Source organism: Mycobacterium sp. 1274761.0 (genome assembly GCF_001668615.1).
GTDB lineage: Bacteria > Actinomycetota > Actinomycetes > Mycobacteriales > Mycobacteriaceae > Mycobacterium.
This window is the reverse complement of sequence record NZ_LZMC01000089.1, coordinates 80,184-99,010: the sequence shown is the minus strand read 5'-3', so window position 1 is coordinate 99,010 and position 18,827 is coordinate 80,184. Positions and strand designations below refer to the sequence as shown.

Below are 18,827 nucleotides of genomic sequence, written 5' to 3'. Positions count from 1 at the left end.
ATGGAGGCGCCCAGCTTCCAGGCCACCATCGCCGCCACCGACCGCGTCCCGGTGATGCTCCACAACCCATCGCGGTCAATCTCGGCGATGATCTCCACGATGCGGCCATCGATCGCGTTGCGCTGACCGCACAACTCCGCCAACTCCTCGAACAACACCTCCAGACGGTCGATCGGACGCACCGCCACCGCGGCACCTTCGGAGTCGAACATACATTCGATACTGCCACAGCACACCGACAAGAATGCCGGCCCATCCGGCGAGGGAGACGTCACACCTGAAAGGCCAACCAATAGGCGGCTGGGATCATCGCGAGGTAGACGGCAATGCCGACCGGTAGACCCAGCAGTGGCGTTTTGCGGAAGTCGTCACCTTTCGAATGGCCGGTGTGCCGGAAGCGTCAAAGTGTCTGTCGTACAGAAATTTCCGTTCCCGCCGCTCTCTGGCAAACGCAACAGTCACGTAATAGGCCTGTCAGGCCCGGGCTCATGAGCAGATGTCGCCAGCGCTCACCCTTGTCCGGGTTTCGGTGCCCAAGTCTGTACCTGGATGAGCAATCGCGCTGCAAGGATGACAACCGGCTGCACGCATAACCAGATTCGTTGCGCATCGATTGTTCGGATGTTCAGGCCAATGCCAGATTAAGCTTTGCCGCAGGCGTTGTTGCATGTCGGCAATCCACCGACGGCAAGCGGGCAGGCGGATAGAGGTCGCACGGATGAGTACGACGATGTTCGTCGTTGCGCTGGTTGCAGGAATTCTGGCGGCACAGCTGTTGGCATGGGGTTTGGTCTTCCTGTGGTTTCGCCGGCGCCGACGTGTCATCGCCCGGCGGTTGGATTCGCAGATCGCGGCCGAGGCGATAGTCCGTTCACCTGAGCCGGGCACCTACCGGGGAGCGACCGTCGCCGGATACCCGATCGTCAACAACGACGGGATGATTGCACTGACGCGGCGGGGACTGTTCTTTCACTCGTTGACCGGCAAGGTAATCGAGGTGCCCGTGGGCGACATCACCGGTGTACGGGAAGCCACGACCTTCAACCGGGCGATCAAGTCCGGGCGGCAACACCTGGTCGTCCAGACACCTTCCGGCGAAATCGCGTTCTACGTCCGCGACAATGCCGCCTGGATCGCAAGCCTCCTCACTGTCTGCGCGCCAACGAATGGTGCGGAGGGGTCGGCGGATGGATTTGTGGGGCAACCAGACTTGGACGCACCCGATTTCATTCGGAGGCGCCGCGGCTCCAAGGCGGTCTTGGCGGTGGTGTTCACGTCGATCGGGCTGGTGTTCGCGTTGACCGCCGGTATCAGCGCTGCAGTGGTCGCTAAGTCGATTTCAGCGGACCATTTCGCCGCTGGTACGGTCGTCGACCTCTCTCATGCCGGCAAGGGTTACCGTCCGGTCGTCGAATTCGTGCCGCCGGGTAGCGGCCCGGTCCGGTTCACCAACTGGCTGGGTTCCAACCCGCCGTCGTTCTACGTGGGAGACCATGTACCTGTCCGCTACAGCCCGGATAACCCGCAGGATGCAGTAATCGACCGATTCTGGCATATCTGGTTTCTGCCAACACTTTTCGGTCTTTTTGCCGCCCCTTTTCTCCTTCTCGGTATCACATTCGGCGCAACGAAGTTAGCGGCTCGTCGGCAGATTCATCGAGAATCCGAGAGCGGGGAAGCCAGCGGGAAAGACATACCCGTCTAATCGTCGTAGCTTTGGTATGCGCGCTCGGGCATTGCGGCGGCGGAGCTGGAGGGCGTTGCGGCTTGCCGACGAACGCTCAACACGTGCCGCCAGCGGAAGTCTGGACAAGGACATTACGTCACTGTGACGAAGTGGATCGGGGAGCACCGGGCTTCGCGACGCAATGCTCCACACATCAAAAGCACGACAGGTTGGACGAAACTGACGCGAAATCCACCGCGAGTGTAACTATTCGCTACGGCGCCCCTGCTTTCGGCCCGAATCCCTCCGATGCGCGCCGACCGTCAGATGTGCATAAGCCCTGCGGCCCAGAGCAATTCATCACTGTGACGTATCTAGGGAGCGCCGTGGGATGGAGGAGGGCTCGGAAAGAGGGGCCCACGATGTTGGCTGCGGTTATGAGACTGCGGCGTGAAGAGTGCCGAAATAAATGCGTCCGAACGTGTTTCCTGTCTCCGGCCTCCATGCATCTCTTCGAACGCTGGACGCATGAATGAGTGATGCGCAAATTTCAGGCACCCACGAGGGGCGGATACTTCATTCCGCGAAACCCGCGCTACTTCGCAATGCCGATAAGCCACATTATGTCAAGTTGAGCTTCATGCGCTGCCCCGCGATGCTACTGCTCCGATCGCCACCTCGTATGAGGTGTCAGACTCCGGTTGCGCCGTCGATACGTTCACGGATCAGATCAGCATGTCCGCAGTGGCGGGCATATTCGGCGATCATGTGGGTGTAGATCCAGCGCAGACTCACCCGGCCGCCCATGAACTCGCTGGTGTCATCGAGCCCACGCTCAGCACAATTGGCGCGTGCATGCGTGATTTCGTTCTGCCAGACCTCAATTGCGGCCCGATAGGACGAGGGCTCGGATACCTCGAAACCGCCGTCATGACCTTCGGGATGATTTCTCGGCCCGAAAATCGGTGGCGCCGCCTCGCCGGCAAGGACCCGGCGAAACCAATTCCGCTCCACCTCCGCCGCGTGCTGCATCAGTCCCATCAACGTCAAAGTTGACGGCGGTACCGATGCAACGCGTAGCTGTTCGTCGTGAAGACCTTCACACTTCAGCGCCAATGTCGCGCGATAGAAGTCCAGCCAATTCTCCAGCGTCGTGCGCTCATCACCAACCATCGGCGGCATCGGCCGCTCTATCGAAGCCACGCTTATCGATGCTGCCATCCCACCCCGACGCCAGCTCACCGCAGCCCGCGCGGCAGACGCCGGCCACTTTGCGCCTTCACTCTGCGAGGGAACACTGGGCGCAGCCGGGGCCTTCTCTGCCTACGACCTAGCACGCTTGCGCGGTGTGAGAGACGCGTTAGATCCCAGACGCCTCTTTCGATTTCAACGCGATCCGGAACGGCCGAGCCGCGACCCCTAAGCCGCGGGTGCCTGAATCTAGAGTTGTCCGAGGTCCTTCGAATCAGTCACGGCTTGTTCGCCGACTGCAGGCTTGAAGACTGATATCGCCGTCTCGCTACGCCGATTGGTCGCGCGGTGAATCCTCTTCGCGCGAATGGTAACTCTGATGCACAGGCGACTCCCACGTGTAGGGCTCCTCGGGATGTCCCGACCCGCCCAAGATGAACGCGCGGTCCCCGCGGTTGGCCCGCGCGATAGTCGCCAACCACGTCGCGACCGTGCTGAATCGGTTGCGCACCCCGGTGAGAAAGGCGATATGAATGAACCCCCACCCCAGCCATCCGAGCAGTCCGCTGAGATTGACCGGACCCGCCTGCAACAGCGCGTGGCCGCGACTGATGTAGGCCGCTGAGCCGAGATCGCGATATCGGTAGTCCTTGCGCTTGGCACCGGTCACGTCCCGCCGGATACAGGCCGCGGCATGTAGGCCGCCCTGCATGGCGTTCTCAGCGACACCCGGCAGGCCCTCGCGTCCGGCCAGGTCACCCACGACGAACACCTCGGGATGCCCCGGCACCGTCAGATCGGGGTTCACCGCGATACGACCCGATCGATCGGTGTTCCCGTCCAACATCTCTGCGGCGTGGCGAGCAAAGGGCACGGCCTCCACTCCGGCCGTCCACAGCACCGTGCGGGTGGGGTAAACCTCGGCGTCACCGCCGCGCTTGGGCGTGACGGTCACACCGTCGCGCCGGACGTCGGTGACGTGCACGCCGAAGTGAAGTTCGACACCCAGGTCCTCGAGTGTGCGCTGCGCCCGTTGGGCCAGCTCTGGCGAAAACGCTTTGAGAACGCGATCGCCGCCGTCGAACAGCAAGACCCGCGCGTCCTCGGGCCGAATGCTGTGGAACTCGTTAGCTAAAGCACGCGTTGCCAATTCGCGGATCTGGCCGGCCAGCTCGACGCCGGTCGGGCCAGCGCCGGTCACAGCGAACGTCAGCCACTCGTTTCGCTCGGGACCCGGCGGGAGTGACTCGGCGACCTCAAACGCGGCAAAGATTCGGCGACGGATGCTCAGCGCGTCATCGAGCGTCTTCATCCCGGGAGCCCAAACGGCGAATTCTTCGTTGCCGAAATAGGATTGGCGCATCCCAGCTGCAATGACGAGATAATCGTATTCCAGCTCGAAGGTCGACTCGTCGGGGCGACGAGCCGTCACGCGACGGTGGTCGGCATCCAGGCGAATCGCCTCACCGAGCAGAGTCTTCACGTTGCGGTGCTGCGCCAGTTCCTCACGCAACGACCGGCTGATCTGGCCGATGCTCAACGTCCCCGTCGCGCACTGGTACAGCAACGGTTGAAAGACGTGGCAGGCGGCCCGGTCCAGCAGTGTCACGTCGACGTCGACCCGTCCGAGACGCCGAGCACAGAACAAACCCCCGAAACCTCCGCCGATGATCAGCACCTTTGGCCGGTCATCGCGGTCGGCCCGGTCGGATGTGGCCTGCGCCGGTCGAGAGTCGTCAGTCACCCGACTTCACCCCCTAAATTGAAGTTCGGAATCCGCGGCCTTTCGGTAGAAAATCGAACGGGCGTCGATACAGCACCGGTACCCGTTACGGCGGCTTTTCTCACCCAGACCGGGGTCGCATGCCTGTGAGGCAACGCCTTCCAGCTGCGAGTAATCGCGTCCTGGCGCCTGTTATGGAATTCCGCCGACGATGGTCGAATGGCCTGGCATCGATCGCACCTCCACATCGCCCGCGGCGCAGCAGCGCTCGCGGCGGCCATGGGAATCGGCCGGTTCGTCTATACCCCGATCCTTCCGCTGATGACATCGCAGACGGGGTTGACTCCGGTAGGCGCGGGTGGTCTCGCGACTGCCAATTACGTCGGCTACCTCGGCGGCGCACTCGTAGGCGCGGCGGCACCGCGTGTCGTCCGGACGACCGCGACATGGCGGCTGTCGCTGGTTGCCGTAGTCGTCGGTCTGGCGCTGATGCCCCTGACGCGCAACGACTTTGCTTGGATAGCGATTCGCGCAGTCACCGGATTTGCGAGCGCTGTGCTGTTCGTCATCGCGGTCGACTGGATACTCGACCATTCCAGGGGCGGATCGGTGCAATTGTCCGGCTGGGGCTTCGGTGGCGTGGGCATCGGTATCGCCTTGTCGGGACTCGTCGTGGCAGTTCTCCCGGCCACCGGGTGGCGTGGGCTGTGGTGGGCGTCGGCCGCACTTGCCGCCGTGCTGGCGATGGCCGCATGGCATATGCGGGGCAGCGACGAGTTGTCCGTTGACACGAGGACCGCAGGCACCGGTTCACGGCGTTGGTTTGTGGTCCTACTGGCTTGCTACTCGTTGGAAGGCGTCGGCTACATCATCGCCGGTACGTTCCTGGTCGCCGCCATCGGCGAAGCTTCGCCCGGTTGGTTGTGCAGCGGCGCGTGGGTGATGGTCGGGCTGGCCGCCGCACCCTCGGCGGCGCTGTGGGCGAGGTTCAGCGCCAGGAGGTCACGTCCGGCACTGCTCATCGTGGCATTGCTGGCGCAAGCCGTCGGAATCGCGCTGCCTGCCCTCGTCGACGGCGTCGCACCGGCGTTGATCGGTGCAGTGTTGTTCGGAGGGACCTTCATCGGCATCAGCAACGTCGCGTTGGCGGCAGGACGGGAGCTTTCCGTCCCCGGTGCCGTCGCCGTGCTGACCGCCGGTTATTCGGTGGGCCAGATCGCCGGTCCGATCGTCGTGACACCCCTTCTGCACCACGGTTTCCGCAATGCATTGCTGACCGCGGCGCTAGTGGTCGCCGCGTCGGCGGCCACGGCAGCCTGGCTTCGCGTGGGCTGCCGAGAACTCAGCCCGCCGCCGCAGCGCGGTGCGGATCGTCCCGCGGCAGCCAGAAGCCTGGCTGGCTGACGTCTGGCCGATCGATTCCGGCCACGACGGCACCGGCGACTGCGCGGACCAACGGGTTGGGATCATCCCGACGCCACACGAGCGACCAAGTCCACATCGGAACCGGGCGCTCCACCGGGCGCCGTGTCATGTCCGGCGGCGACGCGTCGTTTTGGCCTTTCGGATTGTTCAGGACCGGCCGGCGGAGCCGGCGGACGTGGTCGAAGAAGGTCGCACCCGTCACTCCCCCGTCCTCGACACGAACTAGTCGCGCGCCCGACTCCCGGGCGAACTGCTCGGCGTACCGGTTCCACGACGACCAGGTTGACTCGTCGGAGTCCACCAGTACCGTCAGATCGCCCGCATCGACGGGCGACGCGTCCGGTCCGACATTCAACGCATACAGCCGGTCGGCGCCGATCAACTGTGCTTCGAGAGATAACGCCCGCAGATCTTTTCGCTCGACCCAACAAATCGCGAGATCCAAGCTGCCGTCCGCGACGCGAGCCGCCTGCGCATGCGAGGGCATCACCCACGTGTCCATGCGTACTTTCGCGACCGCAGCGGCCCGCTCTGCCCAGTTCGTCGGACACCATTGCACATACCCGATACGGATGGGCTCGGATGACGACAGGCCCAGGGCCTGCCGCCGCAGTTCGTCGGCCTGTCCGATGAGCGCGCGTGCCTGCGGAAGCAGCGCCGAGCCTGCCGCCGTCAGCGCGACCGACCGCCTGTCCCGGTCGAACAATTGCACCTTCAGATCGCGCTCGAGTGCCTTGATCTGCTGTGAGAGCGACGGACCCGCGATGCGAAGCCTTTGGGCGGCCCGGCCGAAGTTCAACTCGTCAGCCACTGTCACGAAGTAGCGCAGCTGTCGCAGCTCCACACGGTGCAGCGTAGTGCAGTAAGAGCCTGGGGCTACCAGTTGCGAGCGAAGCGGTCCCTTGTCCTGGGACTACTAACGGCTGGGCGGCGCGTTGCCGAGAGCAGCACCAAGAGCAGCCTTCACTGAAGGGAACACCACCATGACAACCACCCCCCGCGTCGCGGTCATCACAGGCGCATCGCAAGGAATCGGTGCCGGCCTGGTGGCCGGGTACCGCAAGCTCGGCTACGCCGTCGTGGCGAACTCTCGTACCATCACCGACAGCGATGACCCGATGGTGCTCGCCGTCCCCGGTGACATCGGTCAGCCCGGTGTCGGCGCACGCGTCATCGATGCCGCCATCGAACATTTCGGGCGCGTCGACACTGTGGTCAACAACGCGGGCATCTTCATCGCCAAGCCGCTGACCGAATACACCGACGGTGACTACGACGCCATCACCGGCGTTAACCTCCGCGGTTTCTTCGAGGTCTCCCGTGCGGCCGTGGCCCGAATGATCGAGCAAGGTGAGGGTGGTCATCTCGTCACGATCTCGACCTCGCTGGTCGATCACGCCAACTCCGCCGTCCCATCCGCTTTGGCGTCGCTGACCAAAGGCGGCTTGAACGCGGCCACGCGCGCCCTGGCGGTTGAGTACGCCTCTCACGGAATCCGCTCCAACGCAGTTGCTTTGGGCATTATCAAGACGCCGATGCATCAGCCCTCGGACATCGATGCTCTGGCGGCACTACACCCCGTCGGACGCATCGGTGAAGTGGGCGATGTCGTGGACGCCGTGCTCTATCTGGAGAATGCGCCGTTCGTCACCGGCGATATTATTCACGTCGACGGTGGTCAGAGTGCAGGCCACTGACGTGGACGCTGCGCAGGTCGTTGCCTCGGCCATGGACGAATGGAAGGCCGGAATCGACACCCACGATCCCGGCCGGGTTTCGGCGGTGTTCACCGAGGACGCGGTGTTCCAGGGTCTGCGGCCCTACGGGGTGGGCCGGCAAACGGTGGCCGAATATTACGACTCGCAGCCTATCGGGATGACGGTCACCTACCGTGTGCTTCAAAGTCGCTCTCTTGCAGGCGAAGTCGTGCTCGGATATCTGGCCGCGGTGTTTGGTTATGTCGATCGGCCTGCGGTGAAGTTGGCCATCGGCGTGGTGCTCACACGTTCCGACGACACGTGGCAGATAGCCCAATACCAGGCATCGCCTCTTGCCGAGAACGACGGATGAGGAAACAGACTTCAGTCTCGGGGAGGACCGGGATCGCCGACCGGCCGCAGTGCCGACCAGAACCCTGCCTCTGCAGTCACGAGTCGCGCACCGATTCCGGCCTCCTCGAACGCATGCCGCACAACAGAGATGTCCTCGCTGTAGATCGACCACCCCGTGATATGGGCGATCACCACTTGCGGCACTCCCAGCACCACAGCCACATCGGCGGCGCGGGGTCCGGTCAGGGTCAGGGGTCGCCCTTGGTTCTTGGTCGACAGCCGGGAAGCTCCGGCGAACAGCACGCCGACGTCGAGGTCGGGAAATCGCTGCATGATCTGAGCCGCCGGCTCCAGCGAGGCGTTGTCGCCGCTGATGTATACCGTGGGTAGGTCCGCCGATTGCAGGACGAATCCGGTGACCTCTGCGTTGACGTGCCCCGAAGCGTCACGGGTGCCGTCCAGCGGGCCGTGGATAGCAGGCACCGCAGTGACAGTGATCGGCGAGGAGCCATCGCCGCGGGCTACCTCGGTGTGCGCCCACGTCGGCAGTCCGACCGCGGGTGGGCCCAAGCGTGACGCAGCGCCGGGCCCGGTCAGCAGCAGTGGTACCGCGATGCGTGCCCATGTGCGGCCCGCGACATCGAAATTGTCGTAATGGTCGTCGTGGCTCAGCAGAACCACGTCGACGGGGCCCAGGTCGTCGGCGCTGACAGCAGGCGGCAGCACTTTGGTCATGGTGCCGTAGTCGCGTGGTTCGTCGAAGGTGGGGTCGGTGACGAAACGCGTTCCGCCGTAATCGATCACCACAGTGGGACCCCCCACGACGCCGATGGCGAATCGCTGGCGCGCCGCACCGATCGCTCTGCTCATCGGGAAGTGTCCCCCGAGTCCGGCACCGCCCCTTGTCGCGGTTGGCATACCTGCTCCTTCGTGGTCGTGCTGGCGAGAGACTATCCGGCGCCGTTTACCGTTCTACCCAACGAAGCCACTCCATTTAGGGAATTCCACTGCGCTGATTAGGGTTAACGCAAAGACACCGGTGAACCGCCGGTCGACAACCGAGCCGTCACAGCTCGAACATCTGAGACCAAGGAATAATCATGAACGCCGAACACGTCACCGCACTGGTCACCGGGGCAAACCGGGGCCTGGGACGGCGATTTGCCATCGAGCTGATCGCACGCGGTGCCAAGGTCTACGCCGCGGCCCGCAACCCGAACTCCGTTGACATCCCCGGCGCCGTCGCGGTCCAACTCGACATCACCGACCCCGACTCGATCCGACGCGCCGCCGAACAGGCAGCCGACGTCAACGTGCTCATCAACAACGCTGGAATCTCTACCCGCGCAGGCCTCCTGGAAGGGTCAATGGAAGATATCCGAGCCGAGATGGAGGCCCACTACTTCGGCACCCTGCAGGTGACCCGAGCGTTCACACCGGTGCTTGAGCGCGATGGCGGCGGAGCGATCCTGAATGTGCTGTCGGTCCTTTCCTGGTTGCATCCGGCAACCAGCGGTGCTTACTCGTCGGCCAAGGCCGCCGCGTGGGCGATGACCGACGCGATACGGGACGAGCTCGCCCCGAAAGGCATCAATGTCACCGCCCTGCATGTCGGCTACATGGACACCGACATGGTGAGCTACGTTCCCGACGATCAGAAGGCCGATCCGGCAGCAGTGGCCAGGACGGCACTCGACGGCCTGTTCAGCGGCGAACGTGAGGTGCTGGCCGACGCTTCGTCACGCGACGCCAAAGCCAAGTTGTCGATGTCTGCCTAGCCGCGTCCGACGGTCGATGAGTTTCGTCGCGATTGCTGGTCTGTATCTCCAACACGCCATCAATACGAGGAGGGCCCGATGACCGCCACCTACACCTTCGACGTCTTTTCCAGCCTCGACGGTTTCGGTGGTGTCAGCGGTGGCGACTGGGGAGGATATTGGGGCAAGCAGGGCCCCGAGCTGCTCGACCACCGCCTCGCCCTGTACGACGAGCAGCAGCGGATGGTGTTCGGCGCCAACACGTATCGGTTATTTGCGCAGATGTTGGCCGAGAGCACCGAGCAGTCGGAGGTGCGCGACCCGTGGGTTACCCGGATGCGGCACCTGCCAGCGACGGTCGTGTCGACGACGCTGGAGGGGCCCCTCGACTGGCCTGACGCGACCATCGCCAGCGGCGACGCCGTCGACGTCGTCGCCGGCTTGAAGAAGGAATCCGACGTGCCGCTGCGCTCGCACGGCAGCTTGTCGATGAACCGGGCGCTGATGGCCGCCGGCCTGGTCGACCGTCTCCAGGTGACGCTCTTCCCCGTGATCACCGGTCAGACCGGCGATGACCCGATCTTCCAGGGGGCGGCCGACTTCGACCTCGAGTTGATCGAGAGCCGAACACTCGACGGCAATATCCAAGAGCTCATCTTCCGTCCGAGCCTGCACTGACAGGCAACAACGACCTTGATCGGCGGAACTCGTCCGCAAAACGCACCGTGTTCTCCTAACGTGTAGGCATCAACCAAAGCCCGAGTGAGCTGACCAACACGACGGTGCCGCGGCGCAAACCGTCACGCGCCGGACGCCTGCTACTCGTAGTCCTGGCCGTTGCGGCGGTTTCGGGCGGAGTGGGCACCGCTGTTCTGATGCGGATACACCATTCCCGCTCCGACAGCGATCCAGCCGGGCCCGCGCCGGGCTCAATCGAATACGTCGCCCAGCATGTCCTGCCCAGCGTGGTGAGACTGAACACGAGCATCGGGCGGCAGGGTCAAGACGGCTCCGGCGTAGTACTGACGGCCGACGGGACGATCATCACCAACGCTCACGTTGTTGCGACGCCCGTCAATATCCCGCCCGGCTCGCCCCGGCCCACCACCCGCGTCACGTTCTTCGACGGGCGCACGGCGCAATTCCGCGTCGTGGGCACCGATCCCAGCAGCGACATCGCCGTCGTCCGTGCCGAAGGTGTCTCCGATCTCTCCCCCATCACCGTCGGCGCATCGTCGAATCTTCGGGTCGGCCAGCCCGTGGTCGCGGTCGGATCGCCACTCGGGCTGGAGGGCACGGTCACCACGGGCATCATCAGCGCGTTGAATCGGCCGGTGTTCGCCGAAGGCGATGTCGCCAACCAGAACACGGTGCTGGATGCGATCCAAACGGATGCCGCCATGAATCCCGGGAATTCCGGTGGTGCGCTGGTCGATATGGACGGCCACCTGATCGGCGTCAATGCCGCGATCGCGACGATCGGTCTGGGACCGTGGGGCCCATCGGCCGGTTCCATCGGACTCGGTTTCGCCATTCCGATCGATCAGGCCAAGCGCATAGCCGACGAGCTGATGGCGACCGGCAGCGCATCGCACGGGTCCATCGGCGCGCAGGCCGTTGACGATCCCGCGGGCGGAGGCGCCAGGCTCATCGCCGTGGCGCGTGGCGGTCCGGTCGCGGCGGCCGGTATTCCCGTCGGCGCGTTGGTCACCCGGCTCGACGATCGTGTGATCGGCGGTGCGAACGCCCTTGTTGCCGGTGTGCGGTCCCGGTCGCCCGGCGACCACGTGACCCTGACCTATGTCGATCCAACGGGTGAGACAAAGAGCGCGAACGTCGTTCTCGGCCGCGCATAACGTCGGAAGGCACTCGGTGATCGACCGCCTGACCGACGCGCAGATGGTCGGCCTCGCGCTGGTGATCCTCGCACCAGCACCGCCGATGACTACGGCTACAAGCAGCTTGCCTACGAGCCCCTCCTCGGCGGCGGCCTCATCAAGCGCTGTCGGTGCCGCTGATCACGGCATTCGGGTTGCCCGCATTCACCGCCGCCAGCTTCGTCCTTCTCGTCGTGGTCGGCGTCTGGGGTGTGCCCCGTCGGGCTGTAGCGTGACGGCCGTGAAATTCTCCCGCAAGACCTCGGCCGCGCTCGCGGTGTCCGCCGCGCCGATCGCCGTTCTGCTCACCGGTTGCGGCTCCGACGCCGGCTCGTCGGCGACCACCACGTCGGCGACGACCACAGCGGCTGCCAGCGACGTCTTTACCGCCCCGTCGGTCGCCGACACGCCGGCAGCGGCAGCCATGTGCCCGACGGCAGCCCCGGCGGGCGGTACACCCGAATGGACCCAGCGCGGCGCTACCGGCAGCGTCTCGGTCACCGGATCGACGGACACGGCCGCACCGCGAATCGACGTCGAGGCGCCGTTCAGCGTGACCGAGACCCAGGTGCACACACTGCGGCCTGGCGACGGTCCCGTGGTCGCCGACAGGGCCAGCGTCTCGGTCTGCTACATGGGCGTCAACGGGCGCGACGGTGCGGTGTTCGACAGCAGCTACGAGCGGGGCGCGCCGGTCGATTTCCGGCTCGACGCAGTTGTGCCGGGATTCCAGAAGGCCATCGCCGGACAGAAGGTCGGGTCGACGGTCGCCGTCGCGATGACATCCACCGACGGCTACCCCGAGGGGCAGCCCAGCGCTGGAATCCAGAAGGGCGACAGCCTCGTTTTCGCGATCAAGATCCTCAGGGCTACAACCTGAGCCTCACCGCCCGAGCCGTGAGCGGCTCCCCGAAACGGTGGGCCGGCAAAAGACGCTCACTCAGTGGGCGCAAGTTCGCAGCCGGCCCGGCCGCTTCCTAGTGTCACACGCGTGACGGGAATTCGACCCGCACATGACGTCACACGCAGCGCGGTCGGCACTACGGCGATCGAGTCATCCGCGCAGCCCGGGCGGGGGCGACGGAATGAGAGCTAATGAGAAGCCGAAAGTAGTTGATCACAACGATGGTCGATGGTCGGGATCATCAGATGACCACGGTGCAAGTCGCAGTGGTCGGTGCGGGGACTGCCGGCGTCGCAATAGCCGTGAGCCTGCGCGACCGGGGTCTACGTCCGCTCGTAATCGAGAAGGCGGAGGTCGCGGCGTCCTGGCGTGGTCGGTACGACCGCCTCAAGCTCAACACCGGTAGGCGGTTTTCACAGTTGCCGAATCGCCCCTACCCCAAGGGAACCCCGACGTTCCCGCACCGCGACCAGGTGGTGGCTTATCTCGACCGGCACGCCCGCGAGGCGGGCATCGACCTGTTGTTGGGCACCGAAATACGGCGCATCGACTGGTTGGAGGGCGCGTGGCTGCTTCAGACGTCGACCGGTCGCATCGCCGCCCACCAGGTGGTGGTGGCAACGGGTCAACAACACACACCGCGAATTCCGGCCTGGCTAGGCAGCGACGACTTCAGCGGCGAGCTGCTGCACTCCTCGCAATATCGAAATCCCGAGCTGTTCCGCGGAAAGAAGGTCCTCGTCGTCGGCGCGGGCTCGTCGGGGATGGAGATCGCGCACGACCTGGCGACAGGTGGTGCCCAAAAAGTGTGGCTAGCGGTGCGGACACCGCCGAACATCATGTTGAGGTCGATGCCCGGGGGGCTGCCTGCCGACTGGATCGCGTTGCCGCTCTACCGTGCGCCGGTCCGCGTCGCCGATGCGATCGCCCGTGCGGCGCGCCGGGCCAGCCTGGGTGACCTGAGCCGGTTCGGGCTGCCCATTCCGCATGAGGGTGTGTTCGCCCGCGATCGCCGTCTGAGTCAATCCCCGACGCTTGTCGACATGGAGATTGTGGATGCCATCAAGGACGGTTCAATCGAAGTAGTGGGTGCCGTTGAGTCGTTCGACGCCGACAAGGTTGTGCTCCTTAACGGCTCCAGGCTGGACGCGGATGTCGTCATCGCCGCGACGGGCTACCACAGCGCTCTGGCGCCGCTCGTCGGCCACCTCGAGGTCCTCGACGGCGGCGGTAGGCCCCGCGTCATGGGCGAGACGGCGGCTGCTCCCGGGCTGCGGTTCGTCGGCTATCTCAGTCGGCCTTCGCTAATCGGCTATCTCGGCAGACAGGCACCGCGGGTGGCCAAGCGGATCGCCGATGAGTTGGCCGCAACGCGGTAGCGTCGCCCGCCGGGAGGAAGTGAGACCGGCCAAGAGACTTGATCGGCCGACAACTATTACGGCCCGAATACCCCGCCAAGATATTTCCGGCTCAGCGCTGCATACGTTCCGTCGTGCTGTGCGATGTTGAGCCACTGGTTGATCCACTGCTGCACGTCCGCTGCGGTTCGCGTGATGAGATAGGCCTTCTGCTCAAACGTGAATGGATGGTCAAGGCTCTGACCGCAGAGCCTCGGATTCTGACTGCTTTCCCAGCGGATCTCGCTGACGTCGGTGATCATGACGTCGGCCGCATTGCCGTCGATTTGCTCAAAGATCGTGTTGTTGTCCGGGTAGTTCAGCACCTGCGCCTTATGGATCTGGGCGTTGTCGAATTCTCTATTCGTACCACCGGGGTTGACCACCACACGGACACCGGGGCGGTCGATATCGCTGAGGGCCTGAAACTTCCACGTGTCGGTACAACGGACGATTGCCGCTTTGCCATCACGTAGGTAGGGGTCGCTGTAGATGGCATGCTTGGCGCGATCGAGCGTGATGCTGATTCCTCCCATGGCCACATCGCACTTGTTGTCCAAATCGCTGACCAGATCTGCCCACGCGGTTGACACCATGTCCACTCGCACTCCCAGTCGACCGGCCATGTCGTTGGCCATGTCGATGTCGAGTCCACTCCAATCGCCTTGCGGGTCGCGATACGTGAACGGTCGGTAGTCCCCGGTACTGCACACGCGGACGGTGCCGCGTTGCAATATTTGCGGCAGTCCGGCGGACGCCCGCGTCGCCGTCGATGTCGTTGTTGAGTCACATCCCGCCGTTAGTGCCAGCATCGCGACCAACCAAACCGCGATGAGCCACCCCGGCGTTCGCCGAGCGCCGGCGCCTCTAGCCATTCGCCTACCAAAACTGTTCGTCATCGACTCTCCTCGACAGGCTGGACGAAGAATTTTCTCGCGCCGTTCGTCGCCCGGATTTGCGGCGGACATGCCCACGACGTTAGGAAGCCACGAGATTGCCAAACTGCAGTGAAGCCATGATCCTCAACGCGATTCGAACGACGATCGTTGGCGACGATCGCTTGTAGGTAGCAGTGACGTATCAGGACCTGTGGCCAGGACTGCCGATTTGACGTCGAGTGGGATGACCACCACTAACGTCGTCCCGCTACCTGCCGGACTGGAGATGTCCAGGCGACCACCGAGCGCCTCGACGCGATCCTTGAGACCAATCAGTCCAGAGCCTTTGCCAACGACGGCGCCCCCGATCCCGTCATCACAGATCACGAGGCGGAGTTGGTCGTTCCCGGCGGTTACCCGGATGCTGACCTCGGATGCCTGGGAATGCTTGGCGGCGTTCGTCAGCACCTCCGCAACAACGTAATACGCGGCGACTTCAACCGCTTCCGGCATCCGGCGATCGACGTCGAGACCGAGATCGAGGGTGACGGGAATGGCGGATTGACGGGCGAGCGACTTGATCGCGCGGCCAAGACCGCCTTTCGACACGATGGCCGGATGGATGCCTCGCGAAAACTCCTGCAATTCTGTTGAAACAAGGCGTATCTCGGCGATCAGATGAGCAATTCGGTCGCGGAGATTTCGCTGCTCGGGGGGTATCGACGCCTCGAAATCGCGCAGTTGCAGCCCAAGCGACACTACCCGCTGTTGTGCGCCGTCGTGCAGGTCTCGCTCGAAGCGGCGTCGTGCTTGGTCGCCAGCAGTCACGATGCGGGCGCGCGAGGCGGTGAGTTCGGCGCGAGTTTGGGCGTTGGAGATGGCGATGGCCACCAGGTCGGCGAAATCGCCGATACGCGCTTCGATCTCCGGCGGCATGGGTTCCGACTGCGCCGAGCCGATCACTAGCGCACCCCATAGCCGGCGGTCCACGACGATCGGCGCACCGGCCGCCGACCGTATTCCGAGCTGGTTCATCCGCTCGGCGACGGACCCTGTGACGTGCTCGTAACTGTCCAGCCGCGCCGATTTTTCGGTGTGCCGGATGATCGTTGCGACGTTCTCACCGTCGAACGGAATCCGCTCGCCGACAAGCATCCTCGGCACTCGGTGCTCGCCGCGGCTGGCCAGGAGCACCGAGGCGCCGTCGCTGACATACCGCAGCAACACGACGTTGGCTACCCCTCCGAGAAATCGGGAAAGTTCGGCGACGGCGGTCGAATACACCTCGGTGGAGTCGACGCCGCGTGCGACCAACGTCGCGACTCGACGCAGCGCGGCCTGTTGCTCGGCGAGAGCAGCGACTTCCAGGAGGCGTCGCTCGGATTCTGCGGCACGCAGGCGGGCCTCGCGCGCGAGAACATTGGCCAGCAGCGCGATGGGCAGGAACACGAAGACCGCCACTACGTCGTTGATTTTCAACGGCGCCAGCCCGGCCGTGGCCACCAGGTGGAAGTAGCCATACACCAGGGCGCTCGCCAGCGATGTTGCTACCGCGATCGGAAAACCCCATCCAGCTGAGACGACCAGCACGCCGAGCAGGAACAGCGCTCCGAACGCGGTGTTCGATGCAACCTCTCGGAGAACATGAACCATCAGCGTCTCGGCGATGATGAACGCCGCAGCCACAATGATCCCTAGCCACAGGGGTGGCGCCGACGGCCGCACCACCATCGCCAACAGCCGGCGGCTGAGCCGCCGCTGGCCACTCACCGCTTTTACTGGCAGCGCGCAGTCATGGTTCTTACTCATCGACATCCAGCTGACGCGGCTCCGATGAGGCTGAACGGCGAAGCGGTTGAGACGAGGCGGCCCCTGGCGGCGCGATGCCGCGGTTCTCCCCCGCTCAAGCAGTGAGGATTGCATTGGCCACATCGTCAGGGTGGGTCAGCATACTGCTGTGCGTTCCAGGAACGACGATGGGTTCGACACCCACCCGGGCGGCAAATTCAGCCGCTGGCCGCGGCAGCGCGCAATCGTTGTCGCTGGCGATGTAGGTGGCGGGAATGCTCAGACTCTCCGCATCAACGTCGAGAGCATCGAGGAAGTAACCGCCGGATTGTGTGGTCAACAGGTCGGCCACCAACCGTTGCAGCTCCGGGACTTCGCCTTGCATAAGTAGCTGCTCGACGAGGTCCAGGCTCGGCGCCATGGCGCGGCACGGCGATTCGCTGATCAACCGCAGCATCAACTCACGCGTGTTGGGCGGATACTCCTCGACGAGGGATCTGCCGCGAAGCGGCGCAAATGCGTTGTAGTAGACGATCTTGGCGACCTGGTCAGCGAGCATATGAGCGGCGCCAGTGGCGGGATAGCCGCCCCAACTGTGCGCAACCAAGATGACGTCGTCGAGGTCGAGCCGACGCACCTCGTTGACGACGTAATCAACCGCGTCTTTGAGCTTGTAACCTGACGGATCATCGCCGTCGCCCAGACCGGGAAGTGTCAGGGTGACCGCCCGATGGCTCGCCGCCCGAAGCCGTTTCGCAACCGGTCGCCAGGACCAGGCCCCATGCCAGCCGCCCGGAACCAGTACATAAGTCAATACTTGCGTCACGGTTTGCCTTTCGGTGTCGAGAAGCGGAAAGGGTGCACGGCAATGGGCCCGCGCGAGCCCCGGCGGTTTTCGGGCCGAAATCACTTCAGGGAATAGCGGATCGGCAGGTGTTTAAGGCCACCGACGAGTGTCGTCGCGGACAATTCGGCCTCGCCGGCGAGCTCGATCGATTCCAGCCTGGGGAGCAGTTCGCGGTAGAGACTGCTGATCTCCATCCGCGCCAGCGCGGCGCCGAGGCAGAAGTGTGCACCGTACCCGAAGGCCAGGTGTTTGTTGGGATCGCGGCTGATGTCGAAGCGGAACGGATCGTCGAAGACCTCCTCGTCGCGGTTGCCGGACACGTAGGCCAGATACACCGACTCTCCTTCGGCGATGTCGACCCCCCGAACCGTGGTGGCGGCGGTGGCTGTGCGCATGAATTCCTTCACTGGGGTGGTCCACCGGATCATCTCCTCCACCGCCGTCGGCATCAGCATGAGGTCCTGTTTCAATCGCCCTAGCTCACTGGGGTTTTCGATGAGCGCACGCAGCCCACCGGAGATGGCGTCCTTGGTGGTGTCATGGCCGGCGCTGGCGATGATCACGTAATAGGAGGCGGTGTCCACATCCGAGAGCGGTTCGCCGTCGATGCGCCCGTTGGCGATGGCTGAGGCGAGGTCACCCGTGGGCCGGTGGCGGCGCGACGCGGTCAGCGTAGCGAAGTAGTTGAGGAAGTCCTGCATCACCGCGAGTACAGCCTCGGGCTCTTGACTTCGCTGGTATTCGGGGTCATCGCGGCCAAACATCTCCTGGGTCAGTAACTGCATCCGAGGAAAGTCCGATTCGGGAAGACCTAGCAAGGACAGGATTACGTAGAGCGGAAAGTCGGCTGCGATATCGGTGACGAAGTCGCACTCAGGTCCGATCTCGCGCATCTTGTCGACATAGCGCTTGGCGAGCTCGTCCACCTGCGCCTTGAGGACACCCATTGCCTTGGGGCGGAACCAGTCCGCGGCGATCGAGCGCACCTTGCGGTGGTATGGGTTGTCCATCTGGACCAGAGTGCGCATGCCCGTCCCGGCTTCCTGCTGTGCCTTGCGCAGATCGTCGGCATCGGCGGGTGTGAGTAGTGGGCGGGGCGCACTGATGAATCGGTCACTGTCGCGCTCGATCGCCATGATGTCAGCGTGCTTGGTGATCGCCCAGAACGGCCGATACGGCGGATGATCCACCCACACAATCGGATTGTTTGCCCGCAGCTGTCGTAGCGCCGTGTGCAATCGCTCGTCGTCGGCGTACGCCGACGGGTCAGCCAGAACCTTGGTGGCTTCATGCATTGTGAGTGCGTTCATGTGAATTACTCCC

General features: G+C 64.2%; 18 protein-coding genes. 9 read left to right on the top strand and 9 right to left on the bottom strand.

Annotation, left to right across the window (positions count from 1 at the left end; all coding sequences use genetic code 11):
* Positions 1–212 (bottom strand): DUF222 domain-containing protein (locus A5651_RS19120; RefSeq protein ID WP_156663068.1); only part of this gene is annotated, 212 nt, incomplete at its 3' end.
* 623 nt (positions 213–835) lie between these two features.
* Between A5651_RS19120 and A5651_RS19115 the strand changes: the two genes are divergently transcribed.
* Positions 836–1,705 (top strand): DUF3592 domain-containing protein, encoded by an 870-nt coding sequence (locus A5651_RS19115; protein ID WP_197496680.1) that lies wholly within the window; start codon positions 836–838, stop codon positions 1,703–1,705.
* A 651-nt stretch (positions 1,706–2,356) separates the two neighbouring features.
* Here the strand turns inward: A5651_RS19115 and A5651_RS19110 are convergent.
* Positions 2,357–2,839 carry a DinB family protein gene (locus A5651_RS19110; protein ID WP_082943856.1) on the bottom strand — a complete coding sequence of 161 codons (483 nt, stop codon included), beginning with the start codon at positions 2,837–2,839 and terminating at the stop codon, positions 2,357–2,359.
* Between the two features lie 346 nt (positions 2,840–3,185).
* Positions 3,186–4,601, bottom strand: coding sequence for an NAD(P)/FAD-dependent oxidoreductase (locus tag A5651_RS19105; protein WP_066984378.1), 1,416 nt, complete (start codon positions 4,599–4,601; stop codon positions 3,186–3,188).
* Between the two features lie 198 nt (positions 4,602–4,799).
* On the opposite strand from A5651_RS19105, the gene A5651_RS19100 reads away from it, so the two are divergent.
* Positions 4,800–5,984 carry a YbfB/YjiJ family MFS transporter gene (locus A5651_RS19100; protein WP_231988745.1) on the top strand — a complete coding sequence of 395 codons (1,185 nt, stop codon included), beginning with the start codon at positions 4,800–4,802 and terminating at the stop codon, positions 5,982–5,984.
* Here A5651_RS19100 and A5651_RS19095 read toward each other — a convergent pair.
* Entirely contained in the window at positions 5,923–6,849 is a 927-nt protein-coding gene (locus A5651_RS19095; RefSeq protein ID WP_082943850.1) for a LysR family transcriptional regulator, read from the bottom strand. The genes A5651_RS19100 and A5651_RS19095 overlap by 62 nt on opposite strands.
* Positions 6,850–6,988: 139 nt before the next feature.
* Here A5651_RS19095 and A5651_RS19090 point away from each other — a divergent pair, with 139 nt between their 5' ends.
* The gene (locus A5651_RS19090; protein ID WP_066984372.1) at positions 6,989–7,702 is read left to right on the top strand and encodes an SDR family NAD(P)-dependent oxidoreductase; all 714 of its coding nucleotides are present in this window, start codon (positions 6,989–6,991) and stop codon (positions 7,700–7,702) included.
* The gene (locus A5651_RS19085) at positions 7,689–8,075 is read left to right on the top strand and encodes a nuclear transport factor 2 family protein (protein WP_231988744.1); all 387 of its coding nucleotides are present in this window, start codon (positions 7,689–7,691) and stop codon (positions 8,073–8,075) included. Before A5651_RS19090 ends, A5651_RS19085 begins: the two co-directional genes overlap by 14 nt.
* A gap of 11 nt (positions 8,076–8,086) precedes the next feature.
* On the opposite strand, the gene A5651_RS19080 is transcribed toward A5651_RS19085, so the two are convergent.
* Complete coding sequence (locus A5651_RS19080) at positions 8,087–8,974, bottom strand: MBL fold metallo-hydrolase (protein ID WP_231988743.1); 888 nt, start codon at positions 8,972–8,974, stop codon at positions 8,087–8,089.
* Positions 8,975–9,156: 182 nt separating this feature from the next.
* Between A5651_RS19080 and A5651_RS19075 the strand changes: the two genes are divergently transcribed.
* The 5 genes from A5651_RS19075 to A5651_RS19055 all read left to right on the top strand — a co-directional run bounded on the left by A5651_RS19075 (position 9,157) and on the right by A5651_RS19055 (position 13,973).
* On the top strand, positions 9,157–9,834 hold the full coding sequence (locus A5651_RS19075) for an SDR family oxidoreductase (RefSeq protein WP_066984368.1): 678 nt from the start codon (positions 9,157–9,159) through the stop codon (positions 9,832–9,834).
* A gap of 78 nt (positions 9,835–9,912) precedes the next feature.
* Positions 9,913–10,491 (top strand): dihydrofolate reductase family protein, encoded by a 579-nt coding sequence (locus A5651_RS19070; RefSeq protein WP_066984365.1) that lies wholly within the window; start codon positions 9,913–9,915, stop codon positions 10,489–10,491.
* 104 nt (positions 10,492–10,595) lie between these two features.
* Entirely contained in the window at positions 10,596–11,669 is a 1,074-nt protein-coding gene (locus A5651_RS19065) for a S1C family serine protease (protein ID WP_066984362.1), read from the top strand.
* 253 nt (positions 11,670–11,922) lie between these two features.
* A complete protein-coding gene (locus tag A5651_RS19060) occupies positions 11,923–12,570 on the top strand; it encodes an FKBP-type peptidyl-prolyl cis-trans isomerase (RefSeq protein ID WP_197496679.1) in 648 nt (215 codons plus the stop codon).
* Between the two features lie 269 nt (positions 12,571–12,839).
* Positions 12,840–13,973, top strand: coding sequence for an NAD(P)/FAD-dependent oxidoreductase (locus tag A5651_RS19055; protein WP_066984442.1), 1,134 nt, complete (start codon positions 12,840–12,842; stop codon positions 13,971–13,973).
* A gap of 56 nt (positions 13,974–14,029) precedes the next feature.
* Here A5651_RS19055 and A5651_RS19050 read toward each other — a convergent pair whose 3' ends face one another.
* The 4 genes from A5651_RS19050 to A5651_RS19035 all read right to left on the bottom strand — a co-directional run bounded on the left by A5651_RS19050 (position 14,030) and on the right by A5651_RS19035 (position 18,814).
* Positions 14,030–14,803 carry a transporter substrate-binding domain-containing protein gene (locus A5651_RS19050; protein ID WP_197496681.1) on the bottom strand — a complete coding sequence of 258 codons (774 nt, stop codon included), beginning with the start codon at positions 14,801–14,803 and terminating at the stop codon, positions 14,030–14,032.
* A gap of 210 nt (positions 14,804–15,013) precedes the next feature.
* The gene (locus A5651_RS19045; RefSeq protein ID WP_231988742.1) at positions 15,014–16,678 is read right to left on the bottom strand and encodes an ATP-binding protein; all 1,665 of its coding nucleotides are present in this window, start codon (positions 16,676–16,678) and stop codon (positions 15,014–15,016) included.
* A 94-nt stretch (positions 16,679–16,772) separates the two neighbouring features.
* Positions 16,773–17,567 (bottom strand): alpha/beta fold hydrolase, encoded by a 795-nt coding sequence (locus tag A5651_RS19040; RefSeq protein WP_231988741.1) that lies wholly within the window; start codon positions 17,565–17,567, stop codon positions 16,773–16,775.
* A complete protein-coding gene (locus A5651_RS19035) occupies positions 17,564–18,814 on the bottom strand; it encodes a cytochrome P450 (RefSeq protein WP_066984353.1) in 1,251 nt (416 codons plus the stop codon). The genes A5651_RS19040 and A5651_RS19035 overlap by 4 nt, the downstream gene beginning before the upstream one ends.
* Positions 18,815–18,827 lie beyond the last annotated feature (13 nt).

Bases quoted from the DNA above. Each gene is read 5' to 3' on its own strand.
- A5651_RS19110 (WP_082943856.1), bottom strand. From the start codon at position 2,839: ATGGTTGGTGATGAGCGCACGACGCTGGAGAATTGGCTGGACTTCTAT.
- A5651_RS19100 (WP_231988745.1), top strand. From the start codon at position 4,800: ATGGCCTGGCATCGATCGCACCTCCACATCGCCCGCGGCGCAGCAGCG.
- A5651_RS19090 (WP_066984372.1), top strand. From the start codon at position 6,989: ATGACAACCACCCCCCGCGTCGCGGTCATCACAGGCGCATCGCAAGGA.
- A5651_RS19080 (WP_231988743.1), bottom strand. From the start codon at position 8,974: ATGCCAACCGCGACAAGGGGCGGTGCCGGACTCGGGGGACACTTCCCG.
- A5651_RS19075 (WP_066984368.1), top strand. From the start codon at position 9,157: ATGAACGCCGAACACGTCACCGCACTGGTCACCGGGGCAAACCGGGGC.
- A5651_RS19070 (WP_066984365.1), top strand. From the start codon at position 9,913: ATGACCGCCACCTACACCTTCGACGTCTTTTCCAGCCTCGACGGTTTC.
- A5651_RS19055 (WP_066984442.1), top strand. From the start codon at position 12,840: ATGACCACGGTGCAAGTCGCAGTGGTCGGTGCGGGGACTGCCGGCGTC.
- A5651_RS19050 (WP_197496681.1), bottom strand. From the start codon at position 14,803: ATGCTGGCACTAACGGCGGGATGTGACTCAACAACGACATCGACGGCG.
- A5651_RS19045 (WP_231988742.1), bottom strand. From the start codon at position 16,678: ATGAGTAAGAACCATGACTGCGCGCTGCCAGTAAAAGCGGTGAGTGGC.
- A5651_RS19035 (WP_066984353.1), bottom strand. From the start codon at position 18,814: ATGAACGCACTCACAATGCATGAAGCCACCAAGGTTCTGGCTGACCCG.